At 47.5% G+C, this 17,157-nt stretch carries 11 protein-coding genes, 9 tRNA genes and 4 rRNA genes; all 24 read left to right on the forward strand.

The annotated features are described in order from the left end of the window. Positions 1-8 precede the first annotated feature (8 nt). The 24 genes from NSQ83_RS00430 (at position 9) to NSQ83_RS00545 (ending at position 17,147) form a co-directional block, all read left to right on the forward strand. On the forward strand, positions 9-902 hold the full coding sequence (locus NSQ83_RS00430; protein WP_024571698.1) for a peptidyl-prolyl cis-trans isomerase: 894 nt from the start codon (positions 9-11) through the stop codon (positions 900-902). A 75-nt stretch (positions 903-977) separates the two neighbouring features. Next, positions 978-1,904 carry a cysteine synthase A gene (cysK, locus tag NSQ83_RS00435; RefSeq protein ID WP_015715109.1) on the forward strand — a complete coding sequence of 309 codons (927 nt, stop codon included), beginning with the start codon at positions 978-980 and terminating at the stop codon, positions 1,902-1,904. A gap of 165 nt (positions 1,905-2,069) precedes the next feature. After that, positions 2,070-3,482 carry an anthranilate synthase component I family protein gene (locus NSQ83_RS00440; protein ID WP_198879166.1) on the forward strand — a complete coding sequence of 471 codons (1,413 nt, stop codon included), beginning with the start codon at positions 2,070-2,072 and terminating at the stop codon, positions 3,480-3,482. Positions 3,483-3,495: 13 nt separating this feature from the next. Continuing rightward, positions 3,496-4,080, forward strand: coding sequence for an aminodeoxychorismate/anthranilate synthase component II (gene pabA, locus NSQ83_RS00445; RefSeq protein ID WP_044052655.1), 585 nt, complete (start codon positions 3,496-3,498; stop codon positions 4,078-4,080). After that, complete coding sequence (gene pabC / locus NSQ83_RS00450; RefSeq protein WP_198879168.1) at positions 4,080-4,961, forward strand: aminodeoxychorismate lyase; 882 nt, start codon at positions 4,080-4,082, stop codon at positions 4,959-4,961. The genes pabA and pabC overlap by 1 nt, the downstream gene beginning before the upstream one ends. Continuing rightward, entirely contained in the window at positions 4,943-5,800 is an 858-nt protein-coding gene (gene folP, locus NSQ83_RS00455; protein WP_198879167.1) for a dihydropteroate synthase, read from the forward strand. Before pabC ends, folP begins: the two co-directional genes overlap by 19 nt. Beyond that, positions 5,793-6,155: a dihydroneopterin aldolase gene (gene folB, locus NSQ83_RS00460; RefSeq protein ID WP_014478613.1), complete on the forward strand. Its 363-nt coding sequence runs from the start codon at positions 5,793-5,795 to the stop codon at positions 6,153-6,155. Before folP ends, folB begins: the two co-directional genes overlap by 8 nt. Continuing rightward, on the forward strand, positions 6,152-6,655 hold the full coding sequence (gene folK / locus NSQ83_RS00465; RefSeq protein WP_003242690.1) for a 2-amino-4-hydroxy-6-hydroxymethyldihydropteridine diphosphokinase: 504 nt from the start codon (positions 6,152-6,154) through the stop codon (positions 6,653-6,655). Before folB ends, folK begins: the two co-directional genes overlap by 4 nt. After that, entirely contained in the window at positions 6,607-6,816 is a 210-nt protein-coding gene (locus tag NSQ83_RS00470; RefSeq protein ID WP_003226678.1) for a helix-turn-helix transcriptional regulator, read from the forward strand. The genes folK and NSQ83_RS00470 overlap by 49 nt, the downstream gene beginning before the upstream one ends. Before the next feature lie 23 nt (positions 6,817-6,839). Continuing rightward, complete coding sequence (dusB, locus tag NSQ83_RS00475; RefSeq protein ID WP_014475588.1) at positions 6,840-7,841, forward strand: tRNA dihydrouridine synthase DusB; 1,002 nt, start codon at positions 6,840-6,842, stop codon at positions 7,839-7,841. Between the two features lie 91 nt (positions 7,842-7,932). Beyond that, positions 7,933-9,432, forward strand: coding sequence for a lysine--tRNA ligase (lysS, locus tag NSQ83_RS00480; protein ID WP_088467487.1), 1,500 nt, complete (start codon positions 7,933-7,935; stop codon positions 9,430-9,432). Positions 9,433-9,741: 309 nt separating this feature from the next. Next, a 16S ribosomal RNA gene (locus tag NSQ83_RS00485) occupies positions 9,742-11,291 on the forward strand. 170 nt (positions 11,292-11,461) lie between these two features. After that, a 23S ribosomal RNA gene (locus NSQ83_RS00490) occupies positions 11,462-14,389 on the forward strand. A 54-nt stretch (positions 14,390-14,443) separates the two neighbouring features. Continuing rightward, positions 14,444-14,559: ribosomal RNA gene (gene rrf, locus NSQ83_RS00495) — 5S ribosomal RNA — on the forward strand. Between the two features lie 22 nt (positions 14,560-14,581). Further along, positions 14,582-14,657 (forward strand) — tRNA-Val (locus NSQ83_RS00500). A gap of 4 nt (positions 14,658-14,661) precedes the next feature. Further along, positions 14,662-14,737, forward strand: a tRNA-Thr gene (locus NSQ83_RS00505). Positions 14,738-14,773: 36 nt separating this feature from the next. Next, positions 14,774-14,849: transfer RNA gene (locus tag NSQ83_RS00510), tRNA-Lys, on the forward strand. Between the two features lie 6 nt (positions 14,850-14,855). Beyond that, a tRNA-Leu gene (locus NSQ83_RS00515) sits at positions 14,856-14,938 on the forward strand. Positions 14,939-14,978: 40 nt separating this feature from the next. Beyond that, positions 14,979-15,053: transfer RNA gene (locus NSQ83_RS00520), tRNA-Gly, on the forward strand. Positions 15,054-15,067: 14 nt separating this feature from the next. Beyond that, positions 15,068-15,153: transfer RNA gene (locus tag NSQ83_RS00525), tRNA-Leu, on the forward strand. A 9-nt stretch (positions 15,154-15,162) separates the two neighbouring features. Continuing rightward, positions 15,163-15,239 (forward strand) — tRNA-Arg (locus NSQ83_RS00530). 27 nt (positions 15,240-15,266) lie between these two features. Then, positions 15,267-15,343 (forward strand) — tRNA-Pro (locus NSQ83_RS00535). Positions 15,344-15,351: 8 nt separating this feature from the next. Continuing rightward, positions 15,352-15,427: transfer RNA gene (locus NSQ83_RS00540), tRNA-Ala, on the forward strand. A 170-nt stretch (positions 15,428-15,597) separates the two neighbouring features. Continuing rightward, positions 15,598-17,147, forward strand: a 16S ribosomal RNA gene (locus NSQ83_RS00545). Together the 16S, 23S and 5S rRNA genes with 9 tRNA genes alongside form the textbook arrangement of a ribosomal RNA operon. The last annotated feature ends 10 nt before the right edge of the window (positions 17,148-17,157 follow it).

Raw genomic sequence — 17,157 nt, forward strand, 5'->3', positions numbered from 1 at the left:
AAGCAGGTTTGAAATCAAGAACAATCTGGACCATTATTTTAGGGGCGCTGTTGGTTTGCTGTATTGCTGTTGCATATACGCTGACGAAATCCCAAGCCGGCGCATCGTCATCCGGTGAGTCTATTGCGACTATCGGGGGCAAGAGTGTGACAAGAGAAGAATGGCTGAAAGAAATGGAAGATCAGTATGGTAAGTCAACGCTTGAAGATATGATCAATGTCCGAGTTGTTGAGCAGCTGGCTAAAAAGAACAACCTTAAAATATCCAAAAGCGAAGTTGATCGTGAGTTTTTGCTGATTAAAGCGGTCAATAATTCCTTTTACGAAGATGAACATACGACGGAGAAAGAGTGGAAAGACCAAATTCGTTATAATATCCTCCTTGAGGAATTGTTAACAAGGGATATCGATATCTCAAACAAAGAATTGGAATCATTCTATAATAAAAATAAGGAACTATATCAGTTTGATGATTCGTATCGAATTCGGCACATTGTTGTAAAAGATGAAGAAGAAGCGAGAGAAGTCCTGAAAGAACTGAAAGGCGGATCAAGCTTTGAAGCTGTCGCTGCCGAAAGATCCACTGACAGATATACATCACCATACGGCGGAGATTTAGGTTTTGTCACAGAGGCATCAGACAACATTCCATCAGCATACATTGAAGAGGCGAAAACACTCAAAGAGGATGAATGGTCTCAGGAACCAATAAAGGTCAGCAACGGATATGCCATTATCCAGCTGAAAGAAAAACTAAAGGCAAGAACGTTCTCATTTGATGAAGTAAAGGACCAGATCAGACGGCAAATCGCAATGGATCAGCTAGGCGATAAAGCGACAGTTAAGACACTTTGGAAAGAAGCCGATGTATCTTGGTTTTATGGGGAAAAAAGTACTAAGTGATTGACAAAAAATTTTGAAATTGATAGATTATATACATAATACCAATACAAATAGTCGGAAATTGAGGTGTCGAGAATGGTACGTGTAGCAAACTCCATTACTGAATTAATTGGGAATACGCCAATCGTTAAATTAAATCGCCTTGCAGATGAAAACAGTGCGGATGTATATCTAAAACTTGAATACATGAACCCTGGAAGCAGTGTAAAAGACCGTATCGGTTTAGCCATGATTGAAGCGGCTGAAAAAGAAGGAAAATTAAAAGCCGGTGATACGATCATTGAACCGACAAGCGGAAATACAGGAATCGGGCTTGCAATGGTTGCTGCTGCTAAAGGATTAAAAGCCATTTTGGTTATGCCTGATACAATGAGCATGGAGCGCCGCAACCTTCTTCGCGCATACGGTGCTGAGCTTGTGCTGACTCCTGGTGCGGAAGGCATGAAAGGCGCCATTAAGAAAGCTGAAGAGCTTGCTGAAAAGCACGGATACTTTGTGCCGCAGCAGTTTAACAACCCTTCTAACCCAGAAATTCACCGCCAAACAACGGGTAAAGAAATCGTTGAGCAATTCGGTGATGACCCGCTTGACGCATTTGTAGCCGGAATCGGAACGGGCGGAACGATTACGGGAGCGGGCGAAGTGCTGAAGGAAGCATACCCTTCCATCAAGATTTACGCTGTTGAACCGTCAGATTCCCCAGTGCTTTCAGGAGGAAAACCAGGCCCCCACAAAATTCAGGGAATCGGAGCTGGATTCGTGCCGGACATCTTAAACACTGAAGTATATGATGAAATCTTCCCTGTGAAGAATGAAGAAGCATTCGAATATGCCCGCAGAGCTGCACGTGAAGAAGGAATTCTCGGAGGCATCTCATCAGGTGCGGCAATTTATGCTGCTCTTCAAGTAGCGAAAAAACTCGGAAAAGGCAAAAAAGTATTGGCCATCATTCCAAGTAACGGCGAACGTTATCTAAGCACGCCGCTGTATCAATTCGATTAAAAAAGCCAAAACTCCCGGTCCGCCGGGAGTTTTTTTATATTTCGTGCATCAAATATGCCATGTCTGCGACGAATGTTATTCTTGGAAGAGAAATTCACTTTTTTCACTAACAACATTGCTTTACAATTAAAAACAAGTAAAAAAGAAAATAGAGGAATGATACAAATGGCACAACGCAGACCGGCAGGCAAAAAAATACCTTTTCAAAAAGACTCATTCTTACAACAATTTGAGAAACTTGCGCAATCCCGGAAACATCATGTACTTCTCGAAAGTGCAAGAGGCGGCAGATATAGTATAGCCGGTCTTGATCCAATTGCGACTGTGAAAGGAAAAGACGGAATAACTACAATTAAGCATGGTGATGAGATGCTGTTTAAAGAAGGTGATCCATTACGGGCCTTCCACAGCTGGTTTAAAACGCTGGAAACAGAAACGAATCATGAGTTCCCTGACTTTCAAGGCGGGGCAATCGGGTTTCTCAGCTATGATTACGCACGGTACATTGAAAATTTTAAAATGCTCTCATTAGATGATCTAGAAACACCAGATATTTATTTTCTTGTTTTTGATGATATAGCAGTTTATGACCATCAAGAAGAGTCTCTATGGCTGATTACTCATGTTAATGGTTCTGAACAGGAAACAGCGGATGTGAAGCTATCTGAGTTAGAGCAGATGTGGCTGACTGAGCTTCCCGCTGTCTCTTCGCGAGAGATGAATCCTGAAACAGATGGTTCCTTCGCGGCGCCATTTACCGAGGATGGGTTCTCACAAGCTGTAGAGAAAATCAAACAATACATTGCCAGCGGAGATGTGTTTCAAGTCAATCTATCAATAAGGCAGTCACAGTCACTGTCTGCCCACCCATATCAAATTTACAAAACCTTGAGAGAAGTAAATCCTTCTCCTTATATGGCGTATTTAGAAACACCTGATTTCCAAATCATTTGCGGATCGCCTGAACTGCTTGTCAGCAAAAAGGGCAAGCTATTAGAGACAAGACCGATTGCGGGCACCCGTTCCAGAGGGAAAACAAATGAAGAAGACGAGGCGCTTGCAAACGAATTGATACACAATGAAAAAGAACGAGCGGAACATGTCATGCTGGTTGATCTTGAGCGAAATGATCTGGGAAGAGTATCACGTTACGGGTCTGTGCGCGTAAATGAATTCATGGCAATTGAAAAATACTCGCATGTGATGCACATTGTGTCTAATGTCCAAGGTGAACTGCAGGATGGGTATGATGCTGTAGATATTATTCATGCTGTGTTTCCCGGAGGAACCATTACTGGTGCACCGAAAGTAAGAACGATGGAAATTATAGAAGAACTTGAGCCGACACGCCGAGGGCTTTATACTGGATCTATAGGATGGTTTGGATATAATCACGATCTGCAGTTTAATATCGTCATTCGAACCATTTATGCAACCGGAGGGCAGGCGTTTATGCAGTCCGGCGCAGGAGTTGTGATTGATTCTGTTCCGAAGCACGAATACAAGGAATCATTCAAAAAAGCTTTTGCGATGCAAAGAGCATTAGAGCTGAGCAAAGAAGAGACAAAAATTAGATGAGGTGAGCGGAGAAATGATTTTAATGATTGATAACTACGATTCATTCACGTACAACTTGGTACAGTATTTGGGCGAGCTTGGGGAAGAGCTGGTTGTGAAACGCAATGACAGCATCGCAATCGAAGAAATCGAAGAACTGTCTCCGGACTTTCTGATGATATCTCCCGGACCGTGCAGCCCTGATGAGGCGGGAATCAGCCTCGAAGCAATTAAACATTTCGCAGGGAAAATTCCTATTTTCGGTGTATGTCTCGGACATCAGTCCATCGCACAAGTGTTCGGTGGTGATGTTGTTAGGGCAGAACGGCTTATGCACGGGAAAACCTCGGATATTGAGCATGACGGCAAAACCATTTTTGAAGGGTTGAAAAACCCCCTTGTTGCGACGCGATACCATTCGCTGATCGTAAAACCTGAGACGCTGCCAAGCTGTTTTACAGTAACAGCACAAACGAAAGAAGGAGAAATCATGGCTATTCGCCACAATGACCTCCCGATAGAGGGTGTGCAATTTCACCCAGAGTCTATTATGACCTCCTTTGGGAAAGAAATGCTCAGAAATTTTATTGAGACATATCGCAAGGAAGTTATTGCGTGATGATATATGTGAACGGCCGGTATATGGAGGAGAAAGATGCAGTTCTTTCTCCTTTTGACCATGGGTTTTTATATGGGATCGGTGTTTTCGAAACCTTCAGGCTCTACGAAGGCTGCCCGTTTTTGCTTGATTGGCATATAGAGAGGCTTGAACGCGCGCTTAAGGATCTGCAAATCGAATATACTGTTTCAAAGCATGAGATCCTTGAGATGCTGGACAAGCTGCTTAAGCTAAATGATATCAAGGATGGCAATGCCCGCGTCAGACTGAACATATCAGCGGGAATCAGCGATAAAGGCTTTGTCGCCCAGACGTACGATAAGCCCACCGTTTTATGCTTTGTGAATCAGCTGAAACCAGAAAGTCTTCCTTTGCAAAAAGAAGGAAAGGTTTTATCGATACGGAGAAACACTCCAGAGGGATCGTTCCGGTTAAAATCTCATCATTATCTAAATAATATGTATGCGAAACGGGAAATTGGAAATGATCCGCGTGTCGAGGGAATTTTCTTAACGGAGGATGGAGCTGTTGCAGAGGGTATCATATCTAATGTCTTCTGGAGAAAAGGTCGCTGTATCTATACGCCATCGCTTGATACCGGTATTCTGGACGGCGTCACGAGACGTTTTATCATAGAAAATGCAAAGAATATCGGCCTGGAGCTCAAAACGGGCCGATATGAGCTAGAAGCTCTCTTGACAGCTGACGAAGCGTGGATGACGAACTCGGTTCTTGAAATCATCCCGTTTACTAAAATAGAAGAAGTAAACTATGGAAGCCAAAGCGGAGATGCAACCTCCGCTCTTCAATTGTTATACAAAAAAGAAATAAAGAACATGATGTATGAAAAGGGAGGAAGAGCATGGCGCAGCACACAATAGATCAAACACAAGTAATCCACACTAAGCCCAGCGCTTTATCATATAAAGAGAAGACGCTGGTGATGGGAATTTTAAACGTAACGCCTGACTCTTTCTCGGACGGCGGAAAATATGACAGCTTGGACAAGGCGCTGCTGCACGCGAAAGAGATGATCGATGATGGTGCCCATATCATTGATATCGGAGGGGAATCGACAAGGCCTGGCGCTGAGTGCGTATCTGAGGATGAGGAGATGTCCAGAGTCATTCCGGTGATTGAGCGGATTACGAAAGAGCTTGGTGTTCCTATTTCTGTAGATACGTACAAGGCTTCTGTCGCAGATGAAGCAGTGAAAGCCGGCGCATCCATTATCAATGATATTTGGGGAGCCAAACATGATCCGAAGATGGCTTCCGTTGCAGCTGAACATAATGTTCCAATTGTTCTCATGCATAACCGCCCTGAAAGAAACTACAATGACTTATTGCCGGATATGCTGACGGACTTAATGGAGAGTGTAAAAATTGCTGTTAAGGCCGGAGTAGACGAGAAGAACATTATTCTTGATCCCGGTATCGGTTTCGCGAAAACCTATCACGATAACTTGGCAGTGATGAACAAACTAGAGATTTTGAGCGGACTGGGGTATCCGGTTCTTCTGGCAACCTCCCGAAAAAGATTCATCGGACGTGTTCTGGATCTTCCGCCTGAGGAGCGGGCTGAGGGCACAGGCGCGACTGTGTGTCTCGGCATTCAAAAAGGCTGTGACATTGTCAGGGTCCATGATGTAAAGCAAATTGCCAGAATGGCGAAAATGATGGACGCGATGCTGAATAAGGGAGGGGTGCACCATGGATAAAGTTTATGTAGAAGGTATGGAGTTTTACGGATATCACGGTGTGTTCAAAGAAGAAAACAAACTTGGCCAGCGGTTTAAAGTCGATTTAACCGCTGAGCTGGATTTAAGCAAAGCCGGACAAACAGACGACCTTGAGCAAACGATCAACTATGCTGAGCTCTATCACGTATGTAAAGATATCGTGGAAGGGGAGCCTGTAAAATTGGTAGAAACGCTGGCGGAACGTATTGCTGGCACTGTTCTCGAAAAATTTCAGCCTGTTCAGCAATGTACGGTGAAAGTGATTAAGCCAGACCCGCCAATTCCCGGACACTATAAATCAGTAGCAATTGAAATTACGAGAAAAAAGTCATGAACAACATAGCTTATATTGCACTTGGATCTAATATTGGAGATAGAGAAACGTATTTAAGGCAAGCAGTGGCTTTACTGCATCAGCATGCTGCGGTGACAGTCACTAAAGTGTCGTCTATTTATGAAACTGACCCGGTCGGATACGAAGATCAAGCTCAATTTTTGAATATGGCTGTTGAAATCAAGACATCACTGAACCCTTTTGAACTCCTTGAACTGACGCAGCAGATAGAAAATGAATTAGGCAGAACAAGGGAAGTAAGATGGGGGCCGCGGACGGCAGACCTTGACATTTTGTTATTTAATCGTGAAAATATTGAAACAGAGCAACTAATTGTTCCGCATCCGAGAATGTATGAGCGTTTGTTTGTCCTTGCGCCGCTTGCGGAAATTTGCCAGCAGGTTGAAAAAGAGGCTACAAGCGCCGAAACAGACCAAGAAGGTGTAAGAGTATGGAAGCAGAAATCTGGGGTAGACGAATTCGTGCATTCAGAAAGCTGAAAGGTTATACTCAAGAAGGATTTGCAAAAGCATTAGGTATATCAGTTTCTATTCTCGGCGAAATTGAACGCGGAAACCGATTGCCGTCAGCTGCCATCATTCAAGATGCAGCAGATGTTTTAAATATAAGTGCGGACGAATTGGCGCCGCCAGAAAAATAGAACAAATGAAAGGAGGAGAAAAATTGTTCAAAATCGGAGATATTCAATTGAAAAACCGGGTTGTGCTCGCACCTATGGCTGGTGTCTGCAACTCTGCGTTCAGATTGACTGTAAAGGAATTCGGAGCCGGATTGGTATGCGCTGAAATGGTCAGTGACAAAGCGATCCTTTACAACAATGCAAGAACAATGGGTATGCTTTATATTGATGAACGTGAGAAACCACTGAGCCTTCAAATTTTCGGAGGAAAAAAGGAAACCCTTGTGGAAGCGGCGAAGTTTGTAGACCAAAACACAACTGCTGATATCATTGACATTAACATGGGATGTCCCGTGCCGAAGATTACAAAATGCGATGCGGGAGCCAAATGGCTTCTCGATCCTGATAAGATTTACGAAATGGTTTCTGCAGTAGTGGATGCTGTTAATAAACCAGTTACAGTGAAAATGAGAATGGGCTGGGATGAAGACCACATTTTCGCAGTGAAAAATGCACAGGCTGTAGAACGTGCGGGCGGTAAAGCAGTTGCGCTTCACGGCCGTACTAGAGTGCAGATGTACGAAGGAACGGCAAACTGGGATATCATCAAAGAAGTAAAACAATCAGTATCGATTCCGGTTATCGGAAACGGCGATGTTAAGACACCGCAGGATGCTAAGCGTATGCTCGATGAGACAGGAGTAGACGGGGTCATGATCGGACGCGCTGCATTGGGCAACCCGTGGATGATTTACCGTACGGTTCAGTATCTTGAAACAGGTGAATTAAAAGAAGAGCCGCAAGTACGCGAAAAAATGGCCGTATGCAAACTGCATCTTGACCGCCTGATTGACTTAAAAGGTGAAAACGTAGCGGTAAGAGAAATGAGAAAGCACGCTGCATGGTATCTGAAAGGCGTGAAAGGCAATGCGAACGTTCGTAATGAAATCAATCATTGCGAGACGAGAGAAGAGTTTGTACAGCTTTTAGATGCATTTACGGTTGAAGTTGAGGCAAAAGAGCTTCAAAATGCAAAAGTAGGATAATACTCACCTCTATTTGCTGCTCACTGCTAGTTTTACGCTGGCAGTTTTTCTGCTTTTTTCATGAAACAATATCTGTAATGGAGTGATAACAATGAGTCAAGAAGAGCATAACCATGAAGAATTGAATGATCAGCTGCAAGTCAGACGCGATAAAATGAATCAGCTGAGAGATAACGGCATCGATCCATTCGGCGCACGTTTTGAAAGAACTCATCAGTCTCAAGAAGTTATTTCGGCATATCAAGATCTAACCAAAGAAGAGTTAGAAGAAAAAGCGATTGAAGTTACAATCGCAGGCCGCATGATGACAAAACGCGGCAAAGGAAAAGCCGGCTTTGCCCATCTTCAGGATTTAGAAGGCCAAATCCAAATCTACGTAAGAAAAGACAGTGTCGGTGACGACCAATATGAAATCTTCAAGTCTTCTGACCTCGGTGATCTTATCGGCGTAACCGGAAAAGTCTTCAAAACAAATGTAGGCGAATTGTCTGTTAAAGCAACTTCCTTTGAATTGCTGACAAAAGCGCTTCGTCCGCTTCCTGACAAATACCATGGTTTAAAAGACGTTGAGCAGCGCTACCGTCAGCGCTACCTGGATCTTATCGTAAACCCAGACAGCAAACATACGTTCATTACACGAAGCAAGATCATTCAAGCTATGAGAAGATACCTTGATGATCATGGATACTTAGAAGTAGAAACACCTACAATGCACAGCATTCCTGGGGGAGCTTCTGCACGTCCGTTTATCACTCACCACAACGCGTTAGACATTCCACTCTATATGCGTATTGCTATCGAACTGCACCTAAAACGTCTAATTGTCGGCGGTTTAGAAAAAGTATATGAAATTGGCCGTGTTTTCCGTAACGAAGGTGTCTCTACACGCCATAACCCTGAATTTACAATGATTGAGTTATATGAAGCATATGCGGACTATAAAGATATCATGAGCTTAACTGAAAACCTTGTCGCTCATATCGCCCAAGAAGTGCTTGGCACAACTACGATTCAATACGGGGAAGAGCAAATCGACCTTAAACCGGAGTGGAAAAGAATCCATATGGTTGACGCAGTCAAAGAAGCGACTGGCGTTGATTTCTGGGAAGAGGTTACTGTTGAGCAGGCGCGTGAATATGCAAAAGAACATTGTGTAGAAATTAAAGATTCTATGACAGTAGGGCATATCATCAACGAATTCTTCGAACAAAAAATTGAAGAAACGCTTATTCAGCCAACGTTTATTTACGGGCATCCTGTAGAAATTTCTCCTCTTGCTAAGAAAAACCCTGAGGACCCGCGTTTTACAGACCGTTTTGAGCTGTTTATCGTTGGCCGTGAACATGCCAACGCGTTTACAGAGCTGAATGATCCTATTGATCAAAGAGAACGCTTTGAAGCGCAATTAAAAGAGCGTGAAGCCGGTAATGATGAAGCTCATCTAATGGATGAAGACTTTGTTGAAGCTCTGGAATACGGTATGCCGCCAACAGGAGGTTTAGGCATCGGTATCGACCGTCTGGTTATGCTGCTGACGAATGCCCCTTCTATTCGCGATGTGCTGTTATTCCCGCAAATGAGACAACGCTAATAAAGAAGAGCGGTATCCTCCATAGGGAAAGGATGCCGCTCTTTTTAAATTCCTTAGTATTTCTTCAAAAAAACTATTGCACTATTATTTACTAGGTGGTATATTATTATTCGTTGCCGCTAAACAAGGCGATAACGAAAAAAAGAACTTCAAAAAAAGTTATTGACTTCACTGAGTCAAAGAGTTATAATAATAAAGTCGCTTGAACGAAGTGAACAAAATGATCTTTGAAAACTAAACAAGACAAAACGTACCTGTTAATTCATTTTTATAAATCGCACAGCGATGTGCGTAGTCAGTCAAACTACTTTATCGGAGAGTTTGATCCTGGCTCAGGACGAACGCTGGCGGCGTGCCTAATACATGCAAGTCGAGCGGACAGATGGGAGCTTGCTCCCTGATGTTAGCGGCGGACGGGTGAGTAACACGTGGGTAACCTGCCTGTAAGACTGGGATAACTCCGGGAAACCGGGGCTAATACCGGATGGTTGTTTGAACCGCATGGTTCAAACATAAAAGGTGGCTTCGGCTACCACTTACAGATGGACCCGCGGCGCATTAGCTAGTTGGTGAGGTAACGGCTCACCAAGGCAACGATGCGTAGCCGACCTGAGAGGGTGATCGGCCACACTGGGACTGAGACACGGCCCAGACTCCTACGGGAGGCAGCAGTAGGGAATCTTCCGCAATGGACGAAAGTCTGACGGAGCAACGCCGCGTGAGTGATGAAGGTTTTCGGATCGTAAAGCTCTGTTGTTAGGGAAGAACAAGTACCGTTCGAATAGGGCGGTACCTTGACGGTACCTAACCAGAAAGCCACGGCTAACTACGTGCCAGCAGCCGCGGTAATACGTAGGTGGCAAGCGTTGTCCGGAATTATTGGGCGTAAAGGGCTCGCAGGCGGTTTCTTAAGTCTGATGTGAAAGCCCCCGGCTCAACCGGGGAGGGTCATTGGAAACTGGGGAACTTGAGTGCAGAAGAGGAGAGTGGAATTCCACGTGTAGCGGTGAAATGCGTAGAGATGTGGAGGAACACCAGTGGCGAAGGCGACTCTCTGGTCTGTAACTGACGCTGAGGAGCGAAAGCGTGGGGAGCGAACAGGATTAGATACCCTGGTAGTCCACGCCGTAAACGATGAGTGCTAAGTGTTAGGGGGTTTCCGCCCCTTAGTGCTGCAGCTAACGCATTAAGCACTCCGCCTGGGGAGTACGGTCGCAAGACTGAAACTCAAAGGAATTGACGGGGGCCCGCACAAGCGGTGGAGCATGTGGTTTAATTCGAAGCAACGCGAAGAACCTTACCAGGTCTTGACATCCTCTGACAATCCTAGAGATAGGACGTCCCCTTCGGGGGCAGAGTGACAGGTGGTGCATGGTTGTCGTCAGCTCGTGTCGTGAGATGTTGGGTTAAGTCCCGCAACGAGCGCAACCCTTGATCTTAGTTGCCAGCATTCAGTTGGGCACTCTAAGGTGACTGCCGGTGACAAACCGGAGGAAGGTGGGGATGACGTCAAATCATCATGCCCCTTATGACCTGGGCTACACACGTGCTACAATGGACAGAACAAAGGGCAGCGAAACCGCGAGGTTAAGCCAATCCCACAAATCTGTTCTCAGTTCGGATCGCAGTCTGCAACTCGACTGCGTGAAGCTGGAATCGCTAGTAATCGCGGATCAGCATGCCGCGGTGAATACGTTCCCGGGCCTTGTACACACCGCCCGTCACACCACGAGAGTTTGTAACACCCGAAGTCGGTGAGGTAACCTTTTAGGAGCCAGCCGCCGAAGGTGGGACAGATGATTGGGGTGAAGTCGTAACAAGGTAGCCGTATCGGAAGGTGCGGCTGGATCACCTCCTTTCTAAGGATATTATACGGAATATAAGACCTTGGGTCTTATAAACAGAACGTTCCCTGTCTTGTTTAGTTTTGAAGGATCATTCCTTCGAAACGTGTTCTTTGAAAACTAGATAACAGTAGACATCACATTCAATTAGTAACACAAGATATCACATAGTGATTCTTTTTAACGGTTAAGTTAGAAAGGGCGCACGGTGGATGCCTTGGCACTAGGAGCCGATGAAGGACGGGACGAACACCGATATGCTTCGGGGAGCTGTAAGCAAGCTTTGATCCGGAGATTTCCGAATGGGGAAACCCACCACTCGTAATGGAGTGGTATCCATATCTGAATTCATAGGATATGAGAAGGCAGACCCGGGGAACTGAAACATCTAAGTACCCGGAGGAAGAGAAAGCAAATGCGATTCCCTGAGTAGCGGCGAGCGAAACGGGATCAGCCCAAACCAAGAGGCTTGCCTCTTGGGGTTGTAGGACACTCTGTACGGAGTTACAAAAGAACGAGGTAGATGAAGAGGTCTGGAAAGGCCCGCCATAGGAGGTAACAGCCCTGTAGTCAAAACTTCGTTCTCTCCTGAGTGGATCCTGAGTACGGCGGAACACGTGAAATTCCGTCGGAATCCGGGAGGACCATCTCCCAAGGCTAAATACTCCCTAGTGACCGATAGTGAACCAGTACCGTGAGGGAAAGGTGAAAAGCACCCCGGAAGGGGAGTGAAAGAGATCCTGAAACCGTGTGCCTACAAGTAGTCAGAGCCCGTTAACGGGTGATGGCGTGCCTTTTGTAGAATGAACCGGCGAGTTACGATCCCGTGCAAGGTTAAGCAGAAGATGCGGAGCCGCAGCGAAAGCGAGTCTGAATAGGGCGCATGAGTACGTGGTCGTAGACCCGAAACCAGGTGATCTACCCATGTCCAGGGTGAAGTTCAGGTAACACTGAATGGAGGCCCGAACCCACGCACGTTGAAAAGTGCGGGGATGAGGTGTGGGTAGGGGTGAAATGCCAATCGAACCTGGAGATAGCTGGTTCTCTCCGAAATAGCTTTAGGGCTAGCCTCAAGGTAAGAGTCTTGGAGGTAGAGCACTGATTGGACTAGGGGCCCCTACCGGGTTACCGAATTCAGTCAAACTCCGAATGCCAATGACTTATCCTTGGGAGTCAGACTGCGAGTGATAAGATCCGTAGTCGAAAGGGAAACAGCCCAGACCGCCAGCTAAGGTCCCAAAGTATACGTTAAGTGGAAAAGGATGTGGAGTTGCTTAGACAACCAGGATGTTGGCTTAGAAGCAGCCACCATTTAAAGAGTGCGTAATAGCTCACTGGTCGAGTGACTCTGCGCCGAAAATGTACCGGGGCTAAACGTATCACCGAAGCTGCGGACTGTTCTTCGAACAGTGGTAGGAGAGCGTTCTAAGGGCTGTGAAGCCAGACCGGAAGGACTGGTGGAGCGCTTAGAAGTGAGAATGCCGGTATGAGTAGCGAAAGAGGGGTGAGAATCCCCTCCACCGAATGCCTAAGGTTTCCTGAGGAAGGCTCGTCCGCTCAGGGTTAGTCGGGACCTAAGCCGAGGCCGAAAGGCGTAGGCGATGGACAACAGGTTGATATTCCTGTACCACCTCCTCACCATTTGAGCAATGGGGGGACGCAGGAGGATAGGGTAAGCGCGGTATTGGATATCCGCGTCCAAGCAGTTAGGCTGGGAAATAGGCAAATCCGTTTCCCATAAGGCTGAGCTGTGATGGCGAGCGAAATATAGTAGCGAAGTTCCTGATTCCACACTGCCAAGAAAAGCCTCTAGCGAGGTGAGAGGTGCCCGTACCGCAAACCGACACAGGTAGGCGAGGAGAGAATCCTAAGGTGATCGAGAGAACTCTCGTTAAGGAACTCGGCAAAATGACCCCGTAACTTCGGGAGAAGGGGTGCTCTGTTAGGGTGCAAGCCCGAGAGAGCCGCAGTGAATAGGCCCAGGCGACTGTTTAGCAAAAACACAGGTCTCTGCGAAGCCGTAAGGCGAAGTATAGGGGCTGACGCCTGCCCGGTGCTGGAAGGTTAAGAGGAGCGCTTAGCGTAAGCGAAGGTGCGAATTGAAGCCCCAGTAAACGGCGGCCGTAACTATAACGGTCCTAAGGTAGCGAAATTCCTTGTCGGGTAAGTTCCGACCCGCACGAAAGGCGCAACGATCTGGGCACTGTCTCAACGAGAGACTCGGTGAAATTATAGTACCTGTGAAGATGCAGGTTACCCGCGACAGGACGGAAAGACCCCGTGGAGCTTTACTGCAGCCTGATATTGAATGTTGGTACAGCTTGTACAGGATAGGTAGGAGCCTTGGAAACCGGAGCGCCAGCTTCGGTGGAGGCATCGGTGGGATACTACCCTGGCTGTATTGACCTTCTAACCCGCCGCCCTTATCGGGCGGGGAGACAGTGTCAGGTGGGCAGTTTGACTGGGGCGGTCGCCTCCTAAAAGGTAACGGAGGCGCCCAAAGGTTCCCTCAGAATGGTTGGAAATCATTCGCAGAGTGTAAAGGCACAAGGGAGCTTGACTGCGAGACCTACAAGTCGAGCAGGGACGAAAGTCGGGCTTAGTGATCCGGTGGTTCCGCATGGAAGGGCCATCGCTCAACGGATAAAAGCTACCCCGGGGATAACAGGCTTATCTCCCCCAAGAGTCCACATCGACGGGGAGGTTTGGCACCTCGATGTCGGCTCATCGCATCCTGGGGCTGTAGTCGGTCCCAAGGGTTGGGCTGTTCGCCCATTAAAGCGGTACGCGAGCTGGGTTCAGAACGTCGTGAGACAGTTCGGTCCCTATCCGTCGCGGGCGCAGGAAATTTGAGAGGAGCTGTCCTTAGTACGAGAGGACCGGGATGGACGCACCGCTGGTGTACCAGTTGTTCTGCCAAGGGCATCGCTGGGTAGCTATGTGCGGACGGGATAAGTGCTGAAAGCATCTAAGCATGAAGCCCCCCTCAAGATGAGATTTCCCATTCCGCAAGGAAGTAAGATCCCTGAAAGATGATCAGGTTGATAGGTCTGAGGTGGAAGTGTGGCGACACATGGAGCTGACAGATACTAATCGATCGAGGACTTAACCACATTTTGAATGATGTCACACCTGTTATCTAGTTTTGAGAGAACACTCTCAATTTGTTTGGTGGCGATAGCGAAGAGGTCACACCCGTTCCCATACCGAACACGGAAGTTAAGCTCTTCAGCGCCGATGGTAGTCGGGGGTTTCCCCCTGTGAGAGTAGGACGCCGCCAAGCAATTGCACGTTAGTGCAATTATGGAGGATTAGCTCAGCTGGGAGAGCATCTGCCTTACAAGCAGAGGGTCGGCGGTTCGAGCCCGTCATCCTCCACCATTATGCCGGTGTAGCTCAATTGGTAGAGCAACTGACTTGTAATCAGTAGGTTGGGGGTTCAAGTCCTCTTGCCGGCACCACTTTTATATGATATAATACTCAAGTCTCTTGTAGAAGAGCCATTAGCTCAGTTGGTAGAGCATCTGACTTTTAATCAGAGGGTCGAAGGTTCGAGTCCTTCATGGCTCACCATTTTACGCGGGTGTGGCGGAATTGGCAGACGCGCTAGACTTAGGATCTAGTGTCTTTATGACGTGGGGGTTCAAGTCCCTTCACCCGCATTATATAGGATAACAGTTAGAAAAACTGGACATCCTGTCTGCGGAAGTAGTTCAGTGGTAGAACACCACCTTGCCAAGGTGGGGGTCGCGGGTTCGAATCCCGTCTTCCGCTCCAACTATACCATCCACGCCGGGGTGGTGGAATTGGCAGACACACAGGACTTAAAATCCTGCGGTAGGTGACTACCGTGCCGGTTCAAGTCCGGCCCTCGGCATTATGTTTTGCGCCCGTAGCTCAATTGGATAGAGCGTTTGACTACGGATCAAAAGGTTAGGGGTTCGACTCCTCTCGGGCGCGCCATATCTTTTAATAGAATAGATGGGAAATCGGGAAGTAGCTCAGCTTGGTAGAGCACATGGTTTGGGACCATGGGGTCGCAGGTTCGAATCCTGTCTTCCCGACCATTTTTTATGGGGCCTTAGCTCAGCTGGGAGAGCGCCTGCTTTGCACGCAGGAGGTCAGCGGTTCGATCCCGCTAGGCTCCACCAAAAGTTTTTAAAAAGTTGTTGACTTTGAAGAAGTGACGTTGTATACTAATAAAGTTGCTTTAACAAAGCAAGCAAACAAAATGATCTTTGAAAACTAAACAAGACAAAACGTACCTGTTAATTCAGTTTTTATAAATCGCACAGCGATGTGCGTAGTCAGTCAAACTACTTTATCGGAGAGTTTGATCCTGGCTCAGGACGAACGCTGGCGGCGTGCCTAATACATGCAAGTCGAGCGGACAGATGGGAGCTTGCTCCCTGATGTTAGCGGCGGACGGGTGAGTAACACGTGGGTAACCTGCCTGTAAGACTGGGATAACTCCGGGAAACCGGGGCTAATACCGGATGGTTGTTTGAACCGCATGGTTCAAACATAAAAGGTGGCTTCGGCTACCACTTACAGATGGACCCGCGGCGCATTAGCTAGTTGGTGAGGTAACGGCTCACCAAGGCAACGATGCGTAGCCGACCTGAGAGGGTGATCGGCCACACTGGGACTGAGACACGGCCCAGACTCCTACGGGAGGCAGCAGTAGGGAATCTTCCGCAATGGACGAAAGTCTGACGGAGCAACGCCGCGTGAGTGATGAAGGTTTTCGGATCGTAAAGCTCTGTTGTTAGGGAAGAACAAGTACCGTTCGAATAGGGCGGTACCTTGACGGTACCTAACCAGAAAGCCACGGCTAACTACGTGCCAGCAGCCGCGGTAATACGTAGGTGGCAAGCGTTGTCCGGAATTATTGGGCGTAAAGGGCTCGCAGGCGGTTTCTTAAGTCTGATGTGAAAGCCCCCGGCTCAACCGGGGAGGGTCATTGGAAACTGGGGAACTTGAGTGCAGAAGAGGAGAGTGGAATTCCACGTGTAGCGGTGAAATGCGTAGAGATGTGGAGGAACACCAGTGGCGAAGGCGACTCTCTGGTCTGTAACTGACGCTGAGGAGCGAAAGCGTGGGGAGCGAACAGGATTAGATACCCTGGTAGTCCACGCCGTAAACGATGAGTGCTAAGTGTTAGGGGGTTTCCGCCCCTTAGTGCTGCAGCTAACGCATTAAGCACTCCGCCTGGGGAGTACGGTCGCAAGACTGAAACTCAAAGGAATTGACGGGGGCCCGCACAAGCGGTGGAGCATGTGGTTTAATTCGAAGCAACGCGAAGAACCTTACCAGGTCTTGACATCCTCTGACAATCCTAGAGATAGGACGTCCCCTTCGGGGGCAGAGTGACAGGTGGTGCATGGTTGTCGTCAGCTCGTGTCGTGAGATGTTGGGTTAAGTCCCGCAACGAGCGCAACCCTTGATCTTAGTTGCCAGCATTCAGTTGGGCACTCTAAGGTGACTGCCGGTGACAAACCGGAGGAAGGTGGGGATGACGTCAAATCATCATGCCCCTTATGACCTGGGCTACACACGTGCTACAATGGACAGAACAAAGGGCAGCGAAACCGCGAGGTTAAGCCAATCCCACAAATCTGTTCTCAGTTCGGATCGCAGTCTGCAACTCGACTGCGTGAAGCTGGAATCGCTAGTAATCGCGGATCAGCATGCCGCGGTGAATACGTTCCCGGGCCTTGTACACACCGCCCGTCACACCACGAGAGTTTGTAACACCCGAAGTCGGTGAGGTAACCTTTTAGGAGCCAGCCGCCGAAGGTGGGACAGATGATTGGGGTGAAGTCGTAACAAGGTAGCCGTATCGGAAGGTGCGGCTGGATCACCTCCTTTCTAAGGATAT

The organism is Bacillus sp. PS217 (genome assembly GCF_037963535.1).
GTDB lineage: Bacteria > Bacillota > Bacilli > Bacillales > Bacillaceae > Bacillus > Bacillus subtilis.